This window comes from Serratia sp. NA_112.1 (assembly GCF_052691715.1).
This window is the reverse complement of the sequence record NZ_JBQZFO010000001.1, coordinates 586,705-606,815: the sequence shown is the minus strand read 5'-3', so window position 1 is coordinate 606,815 and position 20,111 is coordinate 586,705. Positions and strand designations below refer to the sequence as shown.

Genomic DNA, 20,111 nt, shown 5'->3' with positions numbered 1-20,111 from the left:
AGTTGTTAAAAAACAGAGGAAGACGATGACAACACGCGAAACCTCCTCAAAACCGCAAAAGGATGGCCTTAATCCTGTGGTTTTCTTTACCTCGGCAGGGCTGATTTTGGCCTTCTCGCTGATGACCATCTTTTTTACCGATTTCTCCGGGCGATGGATAACCCGCACTCTGAATTGGGTTTCAACCACCTTTGGCTGGTATTATCTGCTGGCCGCCACTTTGTACATCGTATTTGTGGTGTTTATCGCCGCTTCGCGCTTTGGTTCGATCAAGCTCGGGCCTGAGCAATCAAAACCCGAATTCAGCCTGATGAGCTGGGCCGCGATGCTGTTCGCCGCCGGTATCGGCATCGATCTGATGTTCTTCTCGGTCGCCGAACCGGTGACACAATATATGATGCCGCCGGAAGGTCAGGGTCAGACGTTGGAAGCCGCACGCCAGGCCATGGTCTGGACGCTGTTCCACTACGGCCTGACCGGCTGGTCGATGTACGCGTTGATGGGCATCGCCCTTGGCTACTTCAGCTACCGCTATAACCTGCCGCTGACCATCCGCTCTGCCCTGTACCCGATTTTCGGTAAACGCATCAATGGCCCGATTGGCCACAGCGTAGATATCGCCGCGGTGCTGGGTACCATCTTCGGTATCGCCACCACGCTCGGTATTGGCGTAGTGCAGTTGAACTACGGGCTGAAAGTGCTGTTCCATATACCGGAAAACCTGACGGTTCAGGCCGCGCTGATCCTGCTTTCGGTGATCATGGCCACCATTTCGGTGACTTCCGGCGTCAATAAGGGCATCCGTATTCTTTCCGAGCTCAACGTGCTGTTGGCGTTGGGGCTGATTTTATTCGTGCTGTTCTTCGGCGATACCGAGTTCCTGCTCAATGCGCTGGTGCTTAACGTCGGTGATTACATCAACCGCTTTATGGGCATGACGCTCAACAGCTTCGCCTTCGATCGCCCGGTGGAGTGGATGAACAACTGGACCCTGTTCTTCTGGGCCTGGTGGGTCGCCTGGGCACCGTTTGTCGGCCTGTTCCTGGCGCGAATTTCACGCGGGCGCACCATCCGCCAGTTCGTGGTCGGCACGCTGATTATTCCATTTGTGTTTACCCTGCTGTGGCTGTCAATCTTCGGTAACAGCGCGCTGTACCAGATTATTCACGGCAACGCCGCCTTCGCGCAGGAAGTGATGCAGTACCCGGAACGGGGCTTCTACAGCCTGTTGGCGCAGTATCCGGGCTTTACCTTCAGCGCTTCGGTGGCCACTATCACCGGGTTGTTGTTCTACGTCACCTCGGCAGATTCAGGCTCGCTGGTACTAGGTAACTTCACCTCGCGCCTGAGTGATATCAATAATGACGCTCCCAACTGGCTGCGTATTTTCTGGTCGGTGGCGATTGGCCTGTTGACCATAGGTATGTTGATGACCGACGGCGTGCCCGCACTACAGAAAACCACGGTGATCATGGGCCTGCCGTTCAGCTTTGTGATCTTCTTTGTGATGGCCGGGCTGTATAAATCGCTACGGGTAGAGGATTACCGCAAGGCCAGCGCCCTGAACACCACCGCGCCAATGCCGGTTTCCAGCAATGACGTGTTGAACTGGAAGCAGCGTCTGTCACGGGTGATGAATTATCCGGGTACCCAATACACACAGAAAATGATGGATACCCGTTGCCGACCGGCGATGCAGGAAGTAGCGCGAGAGTTGGAATTGCGCGGGGCCAAAGTGGAATTCAGTGATGTGCCGCCAACCGAAGATGAGCGTTTGAACCATCTGGAACTGTTGGTGCATTTGGGCGAGGAGCAGAACTTTATCTATCAGATCTGGCCACAGCGTTACTCGGTGCCGGGCTTTACCTATCGCGCCCGTTCCGGCAAGTCGCACTACTACCGGCTGGAAACCTTCCTGATGGAAGGCACCCAGGGCAATGACCTGATGGACTACAGCAAAGAACAGGTGATCGGCGATATCCTCGATCAGTACGAGAAACACCTGAACTTTGTACATATCCACCGTGAAGCACCGGGCAATACCCTAACCTTCCCGGATATGTAACCCCCCGCTAAAACCCAAAAGGCTACACCACGTGGCCTTTTTTCTGCGAAGTTCGCCACTGAAGCCGATTGCAGGTCATTGCGCAAACCACATTGAATTAATCGGAAGCGGGAAATATCAGGCTAAAGGTTATTCGAGCCGCCTTATCCTCATGCGCACATTCTGCGCGGGCCTTACCGCCGTGCAGCGTCATGATTGCGCGGACGATCGCCAACCCCAGACCGCTGGCATGGCTGCCGGCACTGCGGGCAGCATCGGCGCGGTAGAAACGGTCGAACAACTTATCAAGATGGGCCGGGGCAATAGCCGGCCCCTGATTAACCACCTGTACAACCACTTCGCCAGTCTGCTGATTGAGGGTTTGCAGCAATATCTGGCTGTTCTCATCGGCATAACGCACCGCATTGGCCACCAGATTGCTCAGTGCACGCTGGAACAGCATGGCATCCGCCAGCAATTGCCCTTCGCCCTGACAAACCAGCGTAATGCCGCGTTCTTCCGCCAGGCCTTCAAAATAATCCGCCACCCGTTGCAGCTCATGCGCCATATCAAGGCGACTGACGTTCAGCACCGCCTGCCCCTCGCCGGCACGCGCAAGGAACAGAATATTTTCTACCATGCGTGAAATACGTTCCAGTTCATCCATGTTGTTCGACAACAGGGTTTCATACTCTTCCACGCTGCGTGACTGATACAGCGCCACCTGACATTGCCCCATTAGCGCGCCCACCGGAGTGCGGATCTCGTGCGCCAGATCGGCGGAAAACTGCGTCAACCGTTGATAGCCTTCGTTCAGGCGATCGAGCATGGCATTAAACGAACGAGTCAGTTGCTGCAATTCCTTCGGCGCTCCCTGCTCGCTCAGGCGAGTCGACAGTGTATTCGGTGTGATCACCGCCGCCTGCGCCGCCATACGCCATAACGGCTGCAACCCACAACGCATCACCCAATACCCCAGCAATGCAATCAGCACAAACGCCATCGCCACCGCGGCCACAATTCGCCAAAGATAACGAGCCAGCATCTTCTGTTCATTGACCAACACATGTGCGGCCGAGATTTGCAGTAGGCGGCCGTCCTCCAGTTTGACCAACGCCGATACGGCCCGCAGTGGCACGCCCTGTGGCGTTTGCCCCCCCTGCACAGCACTCAAGCGCTGCGGCGTGCCAACCGGCGTCGGGACTATCGCCGGCAAACTCAACCTGGCCGGGTTAACGTTGATTAACGGTTTTTGCCCCGCTAGCTGAAAAATCAGTACGTCCTGTTCGTTACCCAGCATATTTTCGAACAGGCCGGTATTCGCCGTCAGCCGCTCGAGAGGAAAGCGCCGGCTCAGTAAGTGGCGAAAATACTCCACCCGTCCGGTGACCTGTAAATCGCTGCGGATAGTCATCTCCTCGCGCATCGCGCTATACAGGTACCATCCTGCGCTACTAACCACCAGTGCCGCCACCAGCGCAAACAGCATCGCACTGCGCAGCGTCAACGACAGCGCCCGCCAACATTGTGCCAAAGCCTTCATGAGCGCGGCTCGCAAACGTAGCCGATGCCGCGCACGCTGTGGATCAACTTGACGTCAAATGGCCGATCAATCTTGGCGCGTAGCCGCTTGATCGCCACATCCACCACGTTGGTATCGCTGTCAAAGTTCATATCCCAGACCTGCGAGGCGATCATGGTGCGTGACAACACCTCTCCTTCGCGGCGCACCAACAGATGCAGCAACATGAACTCTTTGTTGGTCAGCGGGATCACCTGTTCCTGCCGTACCGCTTTGCGGCGCAGGACGTCAAGCTGCAGATCGGCAATCGCATAGTGGTCGGCCTCACGTACCGTGCCGCGCCGCAATAGCGTGCGCAATCGCAACACCAGTTCAGTGAAGGAAAAAGGTTTGATCAGATAATCATCGGCCCCCAGCTCCAGGCCATGAATACGATCCTGCACCCCGTCGCGGGCGGTCAGAAACAGAATCGGCACGTCGCTTTTCTTGCGCAGTACCTCAATGATCTGCCAGCCATCCAGCCCTGGCAGCATCACGTCGAGCACAATGGCGTCGTAAGCATCCTCAAGCGCCCGAAACAGGCCGTCGGTGCCGTTACGCGCCAAATCGACGCTATACCCGGCCTCACTCAGCCCTTTCTTCAGGTAATCACCCGTGCTGATGTCGTCTTCAACTACCAATATCCGCATTGTCGCCACCTCATTACGCCAGCCGAAATATTAGCAGCTTCGGCAGACATGCTTGATGACATTAATGTCATTAAACGGACATGGTGCTGTCCCTGTTGTTCAACCATGCTTAACCGGCAACCTAAACAGAGGAGAACATTATGATTACCCGTCATCGTTTTGCCGGTTTACTGCTGTCCACCCTGATGCTGTGCAGCGGAGCCGCCGCTGCGGCTCAAACACCAGGGAAAGTGATTGCTCCACTGCGCGGCACTATTGATCAAGTGACCGACAGCAGCCTGCAGGTTACCGACCGTAAAGGGGAGAAGGTCAATGTCAAACTCAACGACCAGACAAAGGTGTTGAGCGTTTCAAAAGGTACGCTGGATGACATTAAACCGGACAGCTTTATCGGCACCGCCGCAGTACCCCAAGCGGACGGCAGCCTGAAAGCGCTGGAAGTCCACGTCTTCGCCGCCAGCCTGCGCGGCACCGGTGAGGGCCATTCGGCCTGGGAATCTGCCGACGGCAAGGTGGATACCATGACCAACGGCACCGTCGGTAAACTGGTTAAATCCAACGGCAGCACTCTGACCGTAACCTACGGCAACCAGCAGAAAACCGTTAACGTGCCGGAAGATGTGCCAATCGTGACGCTTGATCCCGGCGATCGCAGCCTGCTGAAACCCGGCGCGCACATCGTGTTGTTCTCCGCCACTGACGATAAGGGTGAACGCGTCGCCACCCGCATTTCTGCCGGCAAAGACGGCACCGTTCCGCCGATGTAACTCGGGAGCCAATGATGAAAACCAACGCGCCGCGACCGGTGCACCGCTGGCCGGTACGCCTTACCCATTGGATTAATCTGTTTGCCATGGTCTGCATGTTCATGAGCGGCTGGGAAATCTACAACGCCTCACCGCTGTTCGGCTTTCTCTTCCCGCCGCAGGTTACGCTCGGTGGTTGGCTGGGGGGCGCGATTGGTTGGCATCTGGCGGTCATGTGGCTGCTGGCAGGCAACGCGCTGTGCTATTTCCTGTGGAGCCTGTTCAGCGGCCATTTCCGGCGGGATCTGCTGCCGCTCACCGCCGGTATGTTACGGCGCGATATCTGGCAGGCGTTAACGCTGCGGCTAAAGCATCAGCACGGCCGTTATAACGCCATTCAAAAGCTAATGTACCTCGGCGTGCTGGTTCTCGGGCTGTTGCTGGTGCTCTCCGGGCTGGCAATCTGGAAACCTGTGCAGTTACAAGGGCTGGTAAGCCTGTTCGGTGGTTTTGACACCGCGCGTTACGTGCACTTTTTCGCTATGTCCGGCATTGGTTTATTTGTGGTGATCCACCTGTTGATGGTGATGATCGTGCCGCGCACGCTATGGGCAATGATTACAGGTGGCAAGCATGAGTGATAAAAAACAGCGCCCTGTGGCACTCACACTTGAGCCGGCGCAAAAGAAACAATTGGTGAATCTGCAGCGCCGCCTGATGCTGCGTTCCGGTCTGACATTGGGCGGTGTCGCTCTGCTGACCGGCTGCAACCTGCAGGACGGTGATCAGGTCGATAAAGTATTGTGGGCAATGTCACGCTGGAACGATCGGGTACAAGCCTGGCTGTTCAACGGTCAAAAGCTGGCACAGACCTATCGTCCGGATCAGATTACCGATCCCTTCCCGTTCAATGCGTTTTACCCCGCGTACAACGTGCCGGAATTGGATCTCGCCGGCTATCGGCTAGAAGTCTCCGGCAAGATAGAGAAAAAAGCGTCCTGGACGCTGGAACAGCTGCAGCACCTACCGCAGCAAAGCCAGATAACCCGCTTGATCTGTATCGAAGGCTGGAGCGCCATCGGCCAATGGGGCGGCGTGCCGCTGCGTAACTTCCTGCAGCACGTCGGGGCGGATCTGAACGCGCGCTATGTTGGCTTCAAATGCGCGGACCGTTATTACTCCAGCATCGACATGACCACCGCGCTGCATCCGCAGACCATTCTGGCGCTGGACTTCGGTGGCAAAGCGCTGCCGGCAGATTACGGTTACCCGCTAAGGCTGCGGGTACCCACCAAGCTGGGGTTCAAGAACGCCAAACATATCGCCGCTATTTTTGTCAGCGATACCAACCCCGGCGGCTACTGGGAAGATCAGGGCTATAACTGGTTCAGCGGTATTTAGTTTTCTGCGCAACACTGCGCAGGATCCCCGCTGATGGCTGGCTCGATGATCCACCGCGACCGCTCAGAAGAAATGCCATAATCCTCGGCAGTTGGCCAATAGCTTCATGGTAGGGGCGCTGCAGGCTGCGCCCTATCACATAATAATGAGTAACACTTTTAGCCACTCACTCTCCGGCCGTCATCAGCGTAATATTCGCCTGCAGGATCGCCTCGCGCGCGGCGGCGGGCAGGTTGTCATCGGTAATAATCGCATCAAATACCGTTATCGGCAGCGCCAGATAAGTGGCGATTTTACCGTATTTAGAAGTATCGCTGAGCAGAATGCAGCGGCGGCTGACATCCACAATGACTTTCTTGACCACCACCTTGTCTTCGTTCGGCGTCGACAACCCGCGCATCCCCCATGACGAAGCGGAAATAAACGCCAGATCGATAAACAGCCCGCGCAATGCCTGTGCTGCCGCTTCCCCCACGCAGGAGCGATTTTCACGGCAGACGGTACCGCCAGTGTGAATGATTTTGCACTGGCTGTGCTCAATCAGGTAACCCGCAATCACGAAATCATTGGTGACCACCGTCAGGTCATCGCGATCGCTAATGTGCCTGGCCAGCGCCAGCGTCGTGGTACCCGCATCCAGATAGATACAGCTGTCAGCGGGTATCTGCCGGGCAGCCAACTGCCCGATGGCCGCTTTCTGCTGGCTGTACATCCCTTCCTTGTCCTGATGCGAAGGCTCAATCGCCACCCGTTCTGCCGACTGCACGCCACCCGACACCGCCAGTACCGCGCCCTGCTCCTCGAGCTTTTGCAGATCGCGGCGAATGGTCATGTGCGACACCCCCAGCCGCTCGGTCAATTCTGCAATGCTGACCACTCCGCGTTCTGATACCAGCGCTAAGATTTGTTGATGGCGTTCTACAGGTATCACGGTTCCCTCTCTTTACCGCAGTGATAATAATTGTGATTTTACGTCAATTTTCGCTCGGCGAAAGCCTGCTGTTTTCAGGCCGTGAAGTTGCACATGTTATCTGTGATTTAATTTTAATATTTTAAAACAAACAGATAGAAAAGAATTCATATTATTGGCTGATGTGAGCCTCATCCATTCACTGTTAATAATTGTGACAAAGATCGCTGATGACACACCAAAAAGCGCTTATATTTAACACAACAAAACAAATTATAACTAAAGTTAACATGAGGTGCAGTATGACACAGCCAGCGGATTTTGCAGTTTGCATCGTAGGATTAGGTTCGATGGGCATGGGAGCGGCAAAGTCGTGCATTAATGCGGGGCTGACCACCTACGGCGTCGACCTTAACCCGCAGGCGCTGACCACCTTGCAACAGGCCGGAGCAAAACAGGCTGCCACCTGCGCGGATGACTTTGCAGCCGAGCTGGATGCCTTGCTGCTACTGGTGGTCAACGCTGCCCAAGTGAAACAGATCCTGTTTGGCGATAACGGCCTGGCCGCGAAGCTGAAACCGAATACGCCGGTGATGGTGTCTTCCACCATTTCTGCGGCCGATGCCAAACAGATCGAACAGCAGTTGCTGGCCCTGGGCCTTAACATGTTGGACGCCCCGGTTTCCGGTGGTGCAGCCAAAGCTGCCGAAGGCCAGATGACGGTGATGGCCTCCGGTGCCGCATCCACTTTCCGGCAGTTGCAACCGGTGCTGGACGCTATTGCCGGTAAGGTCTACCGCATTGGCGAAGAGATTGGTCTGGGAGCTACGGTGAAAATCATCCACCAACTGCTGGCCGGGGTACATATCGCCGCCGGGGCCGAGGCCATGGCGCTGGCCGCCCGCGCCGGCATCCCGCTGGACGTTATGTACGACGTGGTCACCCACGCCGCCGGTAACTCATGGATGTTCGAAAACCGCATGAGCCACGTGGTCGACGGTGACTATACGCCTAAATCGGCGGTTGATATCTTCGTGAAGGATCTGGGGTTGGTGGCGGACACCGCCAAAGCGCTGCATTTCCCGCTGCCGCTGGCCTCCACCGCCTTCAATATGTTCACCGCCGCCAGCAATGCCGGTTTCGGCAAAGAGGACGACAGTGCGGTGATCAAGATCTTCGCCGGTATCGACCTGCCGCAAAAGAAGGAGAACGCATAATGCTGCTCGGCGTCATTGCAGATGATTTTACCGGAGCCACCGATATTGCCAGCTTTCTGGTAGAAAACGGCCTGCCGACGGTGCAGTTGAACGGCGTGCCACAGGATGACCTGCCGATCGAAGCGCAGGCGGTGGTTATCAGTCTGAAGTCACGCTCCTGCCCGGTGGCGCAGGCCATTGAGCAGTCGTTGCAGGCACTGGCCTGGCTACAACGCCAGGGTTGCCAGCAATTTTACTTCAAATATTGTTCGACCTTCGACAGCACCGCGCGGGGCAATATCGGCCCGGTGACCGACGCCCTGCTTGATGCGCTGGGCGAAAGCCAGACGGTGATTTCACCCGCGTTGCCGGTGAATGGCCGCACTGTATATCAGGGCTATCTGTTCGTGTCGGATCAGTTGTTGGCAGAATCCGGCATGCGCCACCACCCGGTAACGCCAATGACCGACAGTAACCTGCTACGGCTGATGGAAACACAGGCTCAGGGACGCTGTGGGCTGGTGAACGCCACAGAAATGGATCGCGGCGCCGGGGCGGTGACTGAAAAACTGCGGCAATTGGCACATCAGGGCATGCGTTATGCCGTGCTCGATACGCTGAATGAACAGCATTTGCTGACCCAGGGTGCGGCGCTGAAAGAGATGAAGCTGGTGACCGGTGGCTCCGGCCTGGCGATGGGTCTGGCACGCCAATGGGCGCAGCCGGGGCAAGGCAGCCCACAGGCCGCTGGAGCGCCGCAAGGAGTAAAAGCCGTGGTTTTGTCAGGTTCCTGTTCCACTATGACTAATCAACAAGTGGCACGTTATCGTCAACAGGCCGCCGCTATGGCGGTCGACGTGGCGCGTTGCCTGGACGACGCCGAGCGCACGGCCTATATCACTGAACTGGCCGACTGGGTGCAACAGCAGGCAAGTGCCCCGCTGGCCCCGCTGCTGTACGCCACCGCAGAGCCGGAAAAACTGCAGCAGGTGCAACAGCAGTATGGTATGGCCGCCGCCAGCCAGGCGGTAGAGTCGCTGTTCGCCGGGGTGGTCAAACAGCTCCAGCAGCGGGGGTTCAGCCGCTTTATCGTCGCCGGTGGCGAAACCTCCGGCGTGGTCACACAGGCTCTGGGTATTCGCGGCTTCCACATTGGCCCCTGCATTTCTCCCGGCGTGCCCTGGGTGCGTGCCATCGATAAGTCTATTTCACTGGCCCTGAAATCGGGCAATTTTGGCGACGAGAACTTTTTCGCCCGGGCGCAAACGGAGTTCCCTCTATGACACTGACCACTGAACAGCAGGCGCGTGAAGAAATGGTGCGTTTGGGGGCCTCGTTCTTTCAGCGTGGCTACGCCACCGGGTCTGCCGGTAATCTTTCGCTGTTATTGACGGATGGCATGCTACTGGCCACCCCCACCGGATCCTGTCTGGGTGAACTGCAGGCCGATCGGTTGTCGAAAGTCAGCCTGAGCGGCGAATGGTTGTCCGGGGATAAACCCTCAAAAGAGATCAGTTTCCACCGCGCGCTGTATCTGAACAACCCGGAATGCAAAGCGGTGGTGCACCTGCACTGTACCTATCTCACCGCCCTGTCCTGCCTGCAGGGGTTAGACGTGGAGAATGCCATCAAACCCTTCACCCCTTATGTGGTGATGCGGGTCGGCAAGGTGCCGGTGGTGCCTTACTATCGCCCCGGTGACTTGCGACTGGCGGAGGATCTGGCCAGGCTGGCACCGACACACCGTGCTTTTTTGCTGGCCAATCACGGACCTGTGGTCACAGGTAAGAGTCTGCGTGCGGCGGCGGACAACACCGAAGAGATGGAGGATGCGGCGAAGCTGATTTTCACCCTCGGCGAACGCCCGATTCGTTATTTGACTGATGATGAGATTGCCGAGCTACGGAGCTGAATCATGCCTAAATTTGCTGCCAATTTATCGATGATGTTTACCGAACTGCCGTTCCTGGAGCGGTTCGAAGCCGCGGCTACCGAAGGGTTCACCGCAGTGGAGTTCCTGTTCCCCTATGACTATCCGGCCGAGTTGCTGGCGGAAAAGCTTCGCCGCCACGGCCTGCAGCAGGTGCTGTTTAATACCGCCCCCGGTAATGCCGATGCCGGGGAATGGGGCCTGGCGGCGGTACCTGGCCGCGAACAGGCCGCGCGTGCCGATATCGACAGAGCTCTGGCCTACGCCATCGCGCTGAACTGCCCCAGCGTACACGTCATGGCCGGTGTGGTTCCACCCGGAGAAGATTGGCAACGCTACCGCGAGACCTTTATCGACAATATCCGCTACGCCGCCGACAGCTTCGCCCAACACGGCATCAAGGTACTGATCGAAGCGCTCAGCCCGCAGGTAAAACCCAACTATCTGTTCTCCAGCCAGCATCAGGCAGCAAAACTGGTCGAAGCCGTCGATCGCCCAAATGTGTTTATCCAGTTCGATTTTTTCCATGCACAGTTGGTCGACGGCAATATCAGCGGTCTGATGGCCGCACTGGCCGGGCGCTATGCCCATATTCAGATAGCTTCAGTACCAGAACGCCATGAACCGGACGACGGCGAACTGAATTATTCGTGGCTGTTCGCCCAACTGGACCGCCTCGGTTATACCGGCTGGATTGGCTGCGAGTACAAACCGCGTGGCGATACCCGAGCCGGACTGGGTTGGATAAGGACTTATCGGTAACAGGCCGCTCCTCCGTACCTGCACAGCAACCCTATAAAAATTAAACGCACCCGTATCGCCAGCTGGCGATCGCGGTGCCTGACTCTTACCCGATTAAAGGCTATCCCATGTCGACTTCCCTGCTTTTGATAATTGCCGCATTAGGCGTAGTACTGCTTCTGCTGATGGTGATCAAGGCCAAGATCCAGCCATTTGTCGCCCTGCTGGTGGTTAGCCTGCTGGTGGCGCTGGCCAGCGGTATTCCGACCGGCGAGGTGATGAAAGTGATGACCGCCGGAATGGGCGGCGTGCTGGGCTCGGTAACCATTATTATCGGTCTGGGCGCGATGCTCGGCAGGATGATCGAGCATTCCGGCGGGGCCGAGTCGCTGGCCCAGCGTTTTAGTCAGGCTTTAGGGCCAAAACGTACCATCGCCGCGCTAACCATCGCCGCGTTTATTCTCGGTATTCCGGTGTTCTTCGACGTCGGCTTTATCATTCTGGCACCGATCATCTACGGCTTTGCCAAAGTGGCCAAAGTTTCCCCGCTGAAATTCGGCCTGCCGATGGCCGGCGTGATGCTGACGGTGCACGTCGCGCTGCCGCCACACCCTGGCCCGGTGGCTGCTGCCGGGTTACTCAGTGCCGATATCGGCTGGCTGACCATTATCGGCCTGGCTATCTGCATTCCGGTCGGTGTTATCGGCTACTTCGCGGCCAAATGGCTGAACCGTAAGCCCTACCCGTTATCGGTTGAAGTGCTGGAACAGTTGCAGTTGGCGGCCCCCGAGCCCGCCCCGACAGGCAAAGCGCCGTTAAGCGATCGCATCAACCCGCCGGGTGCCGGACTGGTGGCCGCGCTGATCGTCATCCCTATCGCGATCATCATGCTGGGTACCGTTTCCGCCACCCTGCTTGAGCCAGGCTCGGTACTGTGTGACACTTTATCGTTGATAGGTTCCCCTGCGGTAGCGCTGATGATCGCTCTGCTGTTGGCGTTCTATTTCCTGGCCATTCGCCGTGGCTGGAGCCTGCAACACACCAGCGACGTCATGGGCGGTGCGCTGCCCACTGCTGCGGTGGTGATTCTGGTGACCGGTGCCGGTGGCGTGTTCGGCAAAGTGCTGGTGGAGTCTGGCGTGGGTAAGGCATTGGCGGAGGTTCTGACCACCATTGGCCTGCCGTTGATCCCGGCGGCATTTATTATCTCGCTGGCTCTGCGTGCCTCACAGGGGTCCGCCACCGTAGCGATCCTGACGACCGGAGGGTTACTGTCGGAAGCGGTCAGCGGACTGAACCATTTACAGTTGGTGCTGGTCACCCTCGCCACCTGCTTCGGCGGGCTAGGGCTATCGCACGTGAATGATTCCGGCTTCTGGATCGTCACCAAATATCTCGGTCTTTCAGTAGCTGATGGGTTGAAAACCTGGACGGTGCTGACCACTATCCTCGGCCTGAGCGGTTTCCTGTTCACCTGGTTGCTGTGGCTGGCGGTGTAATTTCTCTGGCATACTGCACAGACCGCCTTTGGTTCTGTGCAGGAAAAAATAATGCCCCTTATTACCGCCGCACCGCAGTTGCTTACCGAACGTTTACGCCTGGATGCCCATACGCTGGACGATTTTGACGCCTTGGCTGCCATGTGGGCCGATCCTCAAGTGGTACGTTATATCGGCGGCACGCCTAGAGATCGGGAAGACTCCTGGGGTCGGCTAATGCGTTACGTCGGTCACTGGGCGCTATTAGGTTATGGCTACTGGGCGGTGCGCGATAAAGTCAGCGGCGATTACCTCGGCGGCATCGGCTTTTCTGACTTCCAGCGGCATATCACCCCGGCGCTCGACGCCCCGGAAATGGGCTGGACGCTAGTGACATCGGCGCAGGGCAAAGGCTATGCCACCGAAGCATTGCGGGCGGCCCTGGCCTGGGGGAAAGACCATTTACCAGGCGATAAGGCGGTCTGTATTATTTCGCCGGATAATCAAGCTTCCGTGGCCCTGGCGAAAAAAGTCGGTTTTAGTGAAAGCCACCGCAGCGAGTACCATCAGAACCCGATACTGGTGATGCACTGCCCGCTATAAACTCGCCGTTGCCGTGGCCTGAGCAACCTGAATAAAATTATCCCGCAGCGCATCAGCCTGCTGCGGGTTCCAGGCAATGCCGACCTGCCACTCAGTCTGTTCACCGCTCAGCGGCAGAATATCGATGCCCACCGGAATAATATGGCTGACGCTGTGCGGCAACAGGGCAACGCCAATACCGGCGGCAACCAGCGCCAACAGCGTCTGGATGTCCCCCGCCTGCTGCACCACATTGGGCGTCAGTTGATGGGCAGCAATAAAACGCAGCGACTGTTCGCTCAGACCGCGTCCGCGTTTTGGCGTCAGTTGCAACAGCGGCAGGGTGTTGAATTGCCTGATGATCGTTTCCGCCTTCAGCGCCAACGCAGCGGGTGCCGCCAGCACCAACCGATCGCTCAGCAGTACGGTAGCTCGCAACGGCGTGCTGACCGGCAGGCGCACGAATCCCACCTGCAACTCTCCTTGCAACAACATTTGATACTGCCGCTCTGAAGGCAAATCCTCCAGCCCCACGGCAACCTCAGGAAAACGCTGGCGGAAGGCGGCAACCAATTGCGGAGCCAGATGAAAACTGGACAGCCCGAACCCGATAGCCAATCGCCCCGCTTCACCTTGCACGATCTTCAAAGCACGCTGTTGAAACTGCACATGCTGACCGACCAGTGCCTGCGCCTCGGGATAGAGTCGCTGTCCGCTGGCGGTGGGCTGCGCCCCCTGGCGGCCACGGTTAAATAACCGGGAACCCAGCAGCGCTTCCAGTGCCTGGATCTGTTTGCTCAGCGCCGGCTGGGTAATACACAGCCGTTCTGCCGCCAGGCGATAATTACCCTGTTCGGCCAGCACCACAAAGGCGCGCAGTTGTCGAATATCCATTCCGTTTGGTTATCAAATAAAGAATTTAATTGATTATACAGTAATCAATAGCTTTGCTGTAATCAACGCCAGACAACGACCAAAGGTAATCCCATGACAAACTCTCTGCGCGCCGCGACGGTGCAATTCCAGCATCGCGCCAACGATAAAAATTACAACCTGTCGGTGATCGAGGGCTTTATCGCTCGCGCCGCCGCCGAAAAAATCCAGGTGCTGACCTTCCCGGAAATGTGCATTACCGGCTATTGGCACGTGCGACACCTCAGCGCCGGCGAAATTGGCGCATTGGCGGAGCCGATTACCACCAGCCCTTCGCTGGCGCGTATTCGTCCGTTGGCGGAGCGCTATAACATGGCGATCGGTGTCGGGCTTATCGAACAGGGCGAAGACGGTAAATATTACAATGCCTACGCGGTTTGCCTGCCCGATGGCAAGCTTCACGTCCACCGAAAACTCCACGCTTTTGAACACCCGGCGATAGCCAGCGGCGACAGTTTTACCGTATTCGACACTCCATGGGGAGTCAGGATGGGAGTATTGATCTGCTGGGACAATAACCTGGTGGAGAACGTGCGGGCGACCGCTTTGCTGGGGGCAGAAGTCCTGCTGGCCCCACATCAAACGGGCGGCACCCATTCCCGCAGCCCGCACGGTATGAAGCCAATCCCGTTGGAAGTCTGGCAACAACGGCAGACAAATCCGGCGGCGATAGAAGCAGTGTTTCGGGGCGAGCATGGTCGCGGCTGGCTACTGCGCTGGTTACCGGCTCGCGCTCATGACAATGGCCTGTTTGTTCTGTTCAGCAATGGTGTGGGCTGCGATGACGACGAAGTTCGCACCGGCAATGCGATGATCCTCGACCCCTATGGCCGTATTTTGGCGGAAACCTGGGCGGCGGAGAATCGGATGGTCACAGCCGAACTGAATCTGTCGCTGATCCCGCTCAGTACCGGGCGCCGCTGGATCCACGGCCGTCGGCCCGCGCTGTACGGTATTCTTACCCAGCCACAGGGCTACGAGCGGGATGCCCGCAGCGCACGCTTTTCGTCAGAGCCGGTGCAAAAACTGGGCAAGTAGTCACCCGCGCCGAATGACAGGCAAAAAAAATCCGCCCGAGGGCGGATTTTTATCTGATGCGGCCAACTGCGCCACACGCTCACACCCGTAGGCGTGGAGAAATCTTAGAAACGGTAGCCTACGCCAACGCTCCAGATGCCAACGTCAACGCTGCGGATACGGCTCTGCTCGTAACCCACATCCAGAGCTACGTCCTGGATTGGGTTGAACTGCAGGCCAGCACCGTAGGTGAAGCCGTAGTCGCTGTTGCCGTTACGGTCGGTACCGTTCTGAGCATTGTCGATGTTTTTGCCGTAGCCAACACCGATCACACCGTAGATGCTTGCCCAGTCGTTGAAGCGGTAAGCTGGACCGGCAGTGATAGAGTTGTACTGAGATTTACCGTAGTAACCGTTCTCAGAAGCGTTCTTTTCCACGTGGGTAAAGGAACCGATCACACCCAGTGGGTTGTTGTCGAACTCGTAACGGTACTTCAGGTTGAAACCGTCGGCTTTGTTGGCAACGCCTTGGAGATCACCCTGCGCATAGCCTGCGGATACGGTGCTCTGGCCAGCGAATGCGGTACCTGCGGTTACTGCTAATACACAGGCTGCTACTGCGGAAAGACATGCAATTTTTTTCATAACCACCTCAAACGCGTTATATTTTTAAGTAAATCCATTTGTTCATGCATTGAAAATATAACAAAAATTAGCGTGAAACTCTGCCTTAAAATGAGTGTCTAATGCTTTATATCGTGTAACATTAGATTTCAAGAACAGTGTATCTTCTTCTTTTCGCTCTATTTTCGAACCGTATTCTACGCGTTTCTGTGACAATAATCACCTATTTAAAATCCAGATGATTCTTAAAAAAAGCGCACTTTTTGAACATAAAACCCAGCCGGCCATGCTAAATCTGACGTTTTTCTCCGTTGCGAACGCTTTTCTCAGACACATTTACCTCATTTCATTTACACTGCCATCATCCGAATTTCGACGGTCTTCCCAGGTAGTGGGAACCCCATAAAAGGCTCTTAAGGATGTCCTCGTCTGCAACCGCTAAAGCGTCTTCCACGCTGGTGCCTGTCTGTTTGCTAATTATTGCCATGGTGTCGATTCAAACCGGCGCCTCACTGGCCAAAAGCCTGTTCCCGCTGGTCGGCGCTGAAGGCATCACCACGCTGCGCCTGAGTATCGGCACGCTGATCCTGTTTATTATCTTCCGCCCATGGCGCATGCGTTTCGCCGCCGGCAGCCGTCTGCCACTATTTATCTACGGCCTGACGCTGGGCGCGATGAATTACCTGTTCTATCTTTCTTTGCGCACCCTGCCGCTGGGCATCGCCGTCGCCCTGGAATTCACCGGGCCACTGGCGGTCGCCATGTTCTCGTCACGCCGCCCGATTGACTTTCTATGGGTCGCATTGGCGATTGCCGGATTATGGTTCCTGTTGCCACTGGGTCATGACATGGGCAGTATCGATCCCGTGGGTGCGGCCTGTGCGTTGGGTGCCGGTGCCTGCTGGGCGGTCTATATTATCTGCGGGCAAAAAGCAGGTGGTGACCACGGCCCCGGCACCGTAGCGGTCGGTTCGCTGATCGCCGCCGTGGTGTTCTGCCCGATTGGTGCCTGGCAAACCGGCAGCGCGCTGCTGAACATCGACATCCTGCCCATTGCACTGGCAGTAGCCATTTTGTCTACGGCGCTACCCTATTCCCTGGAAATTATCGCACTGCCGAAAATTCCGGCGCGTACCTTCGGCACCCTAATGAGCCTGGAGCCGGCACTGGCGGCGCTGTCCGGCATGTTGTTCCTTAATGAACATCTGACAACGGTGCAATGGCTGGCACTGGCAGCGATCATCGCAGCCTCCATGGGCGCCACTCTGACCATCAGGCCAAAACCACAAATCGAAAAACTGTCCTGAAGATCGGCTTCGCCTGCATTTGCCAAAAGCGGAATGCAAGCGGGTTAACTGTTTTCACACTGGCAAACAGGCATACTTTTCCGCGCAATATCCCCCACGTTTTATGGAACCGAACCCGGCAGGGTTCAACACATGGAGAATTAAAGTGATCTATAACACTCTGTTTAACCCACGCTACGGCCGTGGGCTGTCACCGATACTGAATGAAACCCTCACCGCCCTTCGTCAATACGATCTGCCCGAGCTGGCACTGGGGCGGCATGAGATTGACGGTGAAAAGATTTTTATGGACGTGATGATGCTAACCACCGGACCGACGGAAACCCGGCGCGCAAAGCTGCATCAGGAATATGCCGAAATACATCTGTTGATCAGCGGCGAAGAACGTATTGATTACGGCATGCTGGGTGACTGGCAAAGCGAATTGCCCTATGACGAGGTCCGCGATCTGCAACTGTTGGACATCATCCGTCATCGCCAGACGCTGACGATGTTCCCCGGCATGTATGCCATATTTTTCCCTCATGAACCACATCAGGTCGGATGCCAGTTGAGTGCACCGATGCTGATCAAAAAAGCGGTGGTTAAAATGCATTACACCCTGTTGCAGTGACCGGCGAGCCGGTCGAGATGGCCGGTTTTCTCGCCGCTCTATTGATAACTGCAATGATGGGGTTTAAATTTTAAAAACAGATTCATCTGAATAAAATACAAGCAAACAGAGTGATAAATTGCGTTTTTAAATTATTAAACACGCAATAAATATAAAAAAATCAATAAAAACAAAATTTTAAATAAAAAAATTTACAAACGTTAAGCCACCCTTATTATTCCTCACTTTCAATTCGTTACTCCCTATTTATCCGATAGCCATTTTCGACCTAAAAAAATTCATATCATTACTATAATTACTCCCGTACCAAAATAGGGCTACGCCACAACAAGAGGAGATCTGATATGAGTACCGCTAAACTGGTGAAAACGAAATCTTCTGAACTGCTTTACACCCGCAATGACATGGACGAAAAAACCAAGCTGGACGCCATCAAGGCGCTGAACCGCCAGGTTATCCAGTTTATCGACCTGTCACTGATCACCAAACAGGCCCACTGGAACATGCGCGGCGCCAACTTTATTGCCGTTCATGAAATGCTGGACGGGTTCCGTACGGCCATCATCGATCATCAGGATACTTTTGCTGAACGCATCGTACAGTTGGGCGGCGTTGCCTTGGGCACCGTGCAGGTTGTGAACGACAAGACCCCGCTGAAAAGCTATCCGACCAATATCCACAGCGTGCAGGAACATCTGAAAGCGCTGGCCGATCGTTACGGTGCCGTGGCCAATGACATTCGCAAGGCCATCACTGAAGTGGCGGATGAAGATACCGCGGATATGTTCACCGCCGCATCCCGCGATCTGGACAAGTTCCTGTGGTTTATCGAGTCCAACATCGAATAAAACCGATAGTACCGATAAAAACGGCCCGCATCGCGGGACTCGGCAGGGCTGCGGGCTTTCGCCCGCGGCCTGCTTTTCTTTTTACGCAGCTTGAATTGCTCAAAAAACCGCCCATAGTAGATAAAACAGGCAATGGGCAGCATCACAAAAGTGAGGTGACTATGGCAAGCGGATGGGCGGCGGAAGGCGCCGTGCAGGATCAAATCGACTCCACCGTAGATGACGCCGTACAGCGTGCCAGACAGGCGCTGGGCCGGGGTGAAAGCGAACATTATTGCCAGGAATGCGGAGAAGAAATTCCTTTAGCCCGCCGGCAAGCGCTAAAAGGCGTGCGCTATTGTCTGGCCTGCCAAACCGGGCTGGATAAAAAACAGGCGGCGAGCAGCTTATATAACCGCCGCGGCAGCAAAGACAGCCAATTGCGTTGAGCTGATAGATGCCCGGCATCCGCCTAAACTGAACACTCCTGCACCAAATGCAACAGCCTCGCGGCACAAAAGTTAGATTTAGGTATCAGTATTGAAGCGAAATGGTTAACTATCGGTTGTTTCAGCGCCATTATTTGGTTAATGATAGACCCCTGCACCAACAGGCGACAATAAGCACCATTTTGGGGCCTCAATTTGGTGCAAAAAAATAATAATTCGATCTTCAAGCACAACATCACAGCATAACTCTTTGTTTTTATAGCAGTTGAAAACATGGCACGATTTTTTCATGGCACCAACTGCAATATAAAAAATGGGTAATCCGCAACCTGTACAGGAAATTCCTCTCATGAAGTCAATTTTTAAAGTCTCCCTGGCCGCCCTTTCGCTGGCCTTTGCCGTAAGCTCCCACGCAGCAGACAAACTGGTTGTCGCCACCGACACCGCATTCGTGCCTTTTGAGTTCAAACAAGGCGATAAATACGTTGGCTTCGATATTGACCTGTGGGCCGCCATCGCCAAAGAACTGAAACTGGATTACACCCTGAAGCCAATGGACTTCAGCGGCATCATTCCGGCACTGCAAACCAAAAATATCGATCTGGCGCTAGCCGGTATCACCATTACCGAAGAACGTAAAAAAGCCATCGAATTCTCCGACGGCTACTACAAAAGCGGCCTGCTGGTGATGGTGAATGCCAACGACAACAGCATCAAGGGCATTGACGATCTGAACGGTAAAGTGGTGGCAGTGAAGAGCGGCACCGGTTCCGTTGATTACGCCAAACAACACATCAAAACCAAAGACCTGCGTCAGTTCCCGAACATCGATAACGCCTACATGGAACTGGGCACCAAGCGCGCCGACGCAGTACTGCACGACACGCCAAACATCCTGTACTTCATCAAAACGGCCGGTGCAGGCAAATTCAAAACCGTCGGTGATTCTCTGGAAGCTCAGCAATACGGCATCGCCTTCCCGAAAGGCAGTGACGAGCTGCGCGTAAAGGTCAATGGCGCGCTGAAAACGCTGCGCGACAACGGCACCTATAACGAAATCTACAAAAAATGGTTCGGTACCGAACCTAAATAACGGATGAAGT

21 protein-coding genes are annotated in these 20,111 nt (G+C 55.7%); 16 read left to right on the top strand and 5 right to left on the bottom strand.

The features are described from left to right. Nucleotides 1–25: 25 nt before the first annotated feature. Nucleotides 26–2,065 (top strand): choline transporter, encoded by a 2,040-nt coding sequence (locus ACUTQ5_RS03040; RefSeq protein ID WP_153857461.1) that lies wholly within the window; start codon nucleotides 26–28, stop codon nucleotides 2,063–2,065. 97 nt (nucleotides 2,066–2,162) lie between these two features. On the opposite strand, the gene ACUTQ5_RS03035 is transcribed toward ACUTQ5_RS03040, so the two are convergent. Together ACUTQ5_RS03035 and ACUTQ5_RS03030 are read right to left on the bottom strand one after the other, a co-directional pair. Then, nucleotides 2,163–3,587 carry a heavy metal sensor histidine kinase gene (locus ACUTQ5_RS03035; RefSeq protein WP_445650021.1) on the bottom strand — a complete coding sequence of 475 codons (1,425 nt, stop codon included), beginning with the start codon at nucleotides 3,585–3,587 and terminating at the stop codon, nucleotides 2,163–2,165. Then, complete coding sequence (locus tag ACUTQ5_RS03030) at nucleotides 3,584–4,255, bottom strand: heavy metal response regulator transcription factor (RefSeq protein WP_445650020.1); 672 nt, start codon at nucleotides 4,253–4,255, stop codon at nucleotides 3,584–3,586. Before ACUTQ5_RS03030 ends, ACUTQ5_RS03035 begins: the two co-directional genes overlap by 4 nt. 140 nt (nucleotides 4,256–4,395) lie before the next feature. Here ACUTQ5_RS03030 and ACUTQ5_RS03025 point away from each other — a divergent pair, with 140 nt between their 5' ends. From ACUTQ5_RS03025 to ACUTQ5_RS03015, 3 genes are read left to right on the top strand one after another with little or no spacing between them, the layout of a single operon-like run. After that, nucleotides 4,396–5,022 (top strand): hypothetical protein, encoded by a 627-nt coding sequence (locus ACUTQ5_RS03025; RefSeq protein WP_445650019.1) that lies wholly within the window; start codon nucleotides 4,396–4,398, stop codon nucleotides 5,020–5,022. 14 nt (nucleotides 5,023–5,036) lie between these two features. After that, nucleotides 5,037–5,642: a cytochrome b/b6 domain-containing protein gene (locus ACUTQ5_RS03020; protein ID WP_445650244.1), complete on the top strand. Its 606-nt coding sequence runs from the start codon at nucleotides 5,037–5,039 to the stop codon at nucleotides 5,640–5,642. Continuing rightward, nucleotides 5,635–6,402 (top strand): molybdopterin-dependent oxidoreductase, encoded by a 768-nt coding sequence (locus ACUTQ5_RS03015; protein WP_445650018.1) that lies wholly within the window; start codon nucleotides 5,635–5,637, stop codon nucleotides 6,400–6,402. Before ACUTQ5_RS03020 ends, ACUTQ5_RS03015 begins: the two co-directional genes overlap by 8 nt. A gap of 166 nt (nucleotides 6,403–6,568) precedes the next feature. Here the strand turns inward: ACUTQ5_RS03015 and ygbI are convergent, their stop codons facing one another. Next, the gene (gene ygbI, locus ACUTQ5_RS03010) at nucleotides 6,569–7,333 is read right to left on the bottom strand and encodes a DNA-binding transcriptional repressor YgbI (RefSeq protein WP_445650017.1); all 765 of its coding nucleotides are present in this window, start codon (nucleotides 7,331–7,333) and stop codon (nucleotides 6,569–6,571) included. 281 nt (nucleotides 7,334–7,614) lie between these two features. On the opposite strand from ygbI, the gene ltnD reads away from it, so the two are divergent. The 6 genes from ltnD (at nucleotide 7,615) to ACUTQ5_RS02980 (ending at nucleotide 13,260) form a co-directional block, all read left to right on the top strand. Continuing rightward, nucleotides 7,615–8,529: an L-threonate dehydrogenase gene (gene ltnD, locus ACUTQ5_RS03005; protein WP_445650016.1), complete on the top strand. Its 915-nt coding sequence runs from the start codon at nucleotides 7,615–7,617 to the stop codon at nucleotides 8,527–8,529. Then, on the top strand, nucleotides 8,529–9,791 hold the full coding sequence (gene otnK, locus ACUTQ5_RS03000) for a 3-oxo-tetronate kinase (protein WP_445650015.1): 1,263 nt from the start codon (nucleotides 8,529–8,531) through the stop codon (nucleotides 9,789–9,791). The genes ltnD and otnK overlap by 1 nt, the downstream gene beginning before the upstream one ends. Then, complete coding sequence (otnC, locus tag ACUTQ5_RS02995) at nucleotides 9,788–10,420, top strand: 3-oxo-tetronate 4-phosphate decarboxylase (RefSeq protein ID WP_445650014.1); 633 nt, start codon at nucleotides 9,788–9,790, stop codon at nucleotides 10,418–10,420. Before otnK ends, otnC begins: the two co-directional genes overlap by 4 nt. Nucleotides 10,421–10,423: 3 nt before the next feature. Continuing rightward, a complete protein-coding gene (locus ACUTQ5_RS02990) occupies nucleotides 10,424–11,200 on the top strand; it encodes an HPr family phosphocarrier protein (protein WP_445650013.1) in 777 nt (258 codons plus the stop codon). A 107-nt stretch (nucleotides 11,201–11,307) separates the two neighbouring features. Continuing rightward, a complete protein-coding gene (locus ACUTQ5_RS02985; RefSeq protein ID WP_445650012.1) occupies nucleotides 11,308–12,678 on the top strand; it encodes a GntP family transporter in 1,371 nt (456 codons plus the stop codon). A gap of 51 nt (nucleotides 12,679–12,729) precedes the next feature. Then, complete coding sequence (locus tag ACUTQ5_RS02980; protein ID WP_445650011.1) at nucleotides 12,730–13,260, top strand: GNAT family N-acetyltransferase; 531 nt, start codon at nucleotides 12,730–12,732, stop codon at nucleotides 13,258–13,260. On the opposite strand, the gene ACUTQ5_RS02975 is transcribed toward ACUTQ5_RS02980, so the two are convergent. Then, entirely contained in the window at nucleotides 13,255–14,133 is an 879-nt protein-coding gene (locus ACUTQ5_RS02975) for a LysR family transcriptional regulator (protein ID WP_445650010.1), read from the bottom strand. The genes ACUTQ5_RS02980 and ACUTQ5_RS02975 overlap by 6 nt on opposite strands. Nucleotides 14,134–14,226: 93 nt before the next feature. Here ACUTQ5_RS02975 and ACUTQ5_RS02970 point away from each other — a divergent pair, with 93 nt between their 5' ends. After that, nucleotides 14,227–15,210 carry a nitrilase family protein gene (locus tag ACUTQ5_RS02970; protein WP_445650009.1) on the top strand — a complete coding sequence of 328 codons (984 nt, stop codon included), beginning with the start codon at nucleotides 14,227–14,229 and terminating at the stop codon, nucleotides 15,208–15,210. 104 nt (nucleotides 15,211–15,314) lie between these two features. Here the strand turns inward: ACUTQ5_RS02970 and ompX are convergent, their stop codons facing one another. Next, a complete protein-coding gene (gene ompX, locus ACUTQ5_RS02965) occupies nucleotides 15,315–15,833 on the bottom strand; it encodes an outer membrane protein OmpX (protein WP_445650008.1) in 519 nt (172 codons plus the stop codon). Nucleotides 15,834–16,231: 398 nt separating this feature from the next. Between ompX and rhtA the strand changes: the two genes are divergently transcribed. The 5 genes from rhtA to glnH all read left to right on the top strand — a co-directional run bounded on the left by rhtA (nucleotide 16,232) and on the right by glnH (nucleotide 20,101). After that, a complete protein-coding gene (rhtA, locus tag ACUTQ5_RS02960; protein ID WP_445650007.1) occupies nucleotides 16,232–17,119 on the top strand; it encodes a threonine/homoserine exporter RhtA in 888 nt (295 codons plus the stop codon). A 145-nt stretch (nucleotides 17,120–17,264) separates the two neighbouring features. Then, complete coding sequence (gene nanQ / locus ACUTQ5_RS02955) at nucleotides 17,265–17,732, top strand: N-acetylneuraminate anomerase (protein WP_445650006.1); 468 nt, start codon at nucleotides 17,265–17,267, stop codon at nucleotides 17,730–17,732. A gap of 344 nt (nucleotides 17,733–18,076) precedes the next feature. Then, complete coding sequence (gene dps / locus ACUTQ5_RS02950; protein ID WP_012005914.1) at nucleotides 18,077–18,580, top strand: DNA starvation/stationary phase protection protein Dps; 504 nt, start codon at nucleotides 18,077–18,079, stop codon at nucleotides 18,578–18,580. A 161-nt stretch (nucleotides 18,581–18,741) separates the two neighbouring features. Then, on the top strand, nucleotides 18,742–19,008 hold the full coding sequence (locus ACUTQ5_RS02945) for a DksA/TraR family C4-type zinc finger protein (protein ID WP_445650005.1): 267 nt from the start codon (nucleotides 18,742–18,744) through the stop codon (nucleotides 19,006–19,008). Nucleotides 19,009–19,357: 349 nt separating this feature from the next. Further along, nucleotides 19,358–20,101 (top strand): glutamine ABC transporter substrate-binding protein GlnH, encoded by a 744-nt coding sequence (gene glnH, locus ACUTQ5_RS02940; RefSeq protein ID WP_046374121.1) that lies wholly within the window; start codon nucleotides 19,358–19,360, stop codon nucleotides 20,099–20,101. Nucleotides 20,102–20,111: the final 10 nt, after the last annotated feature.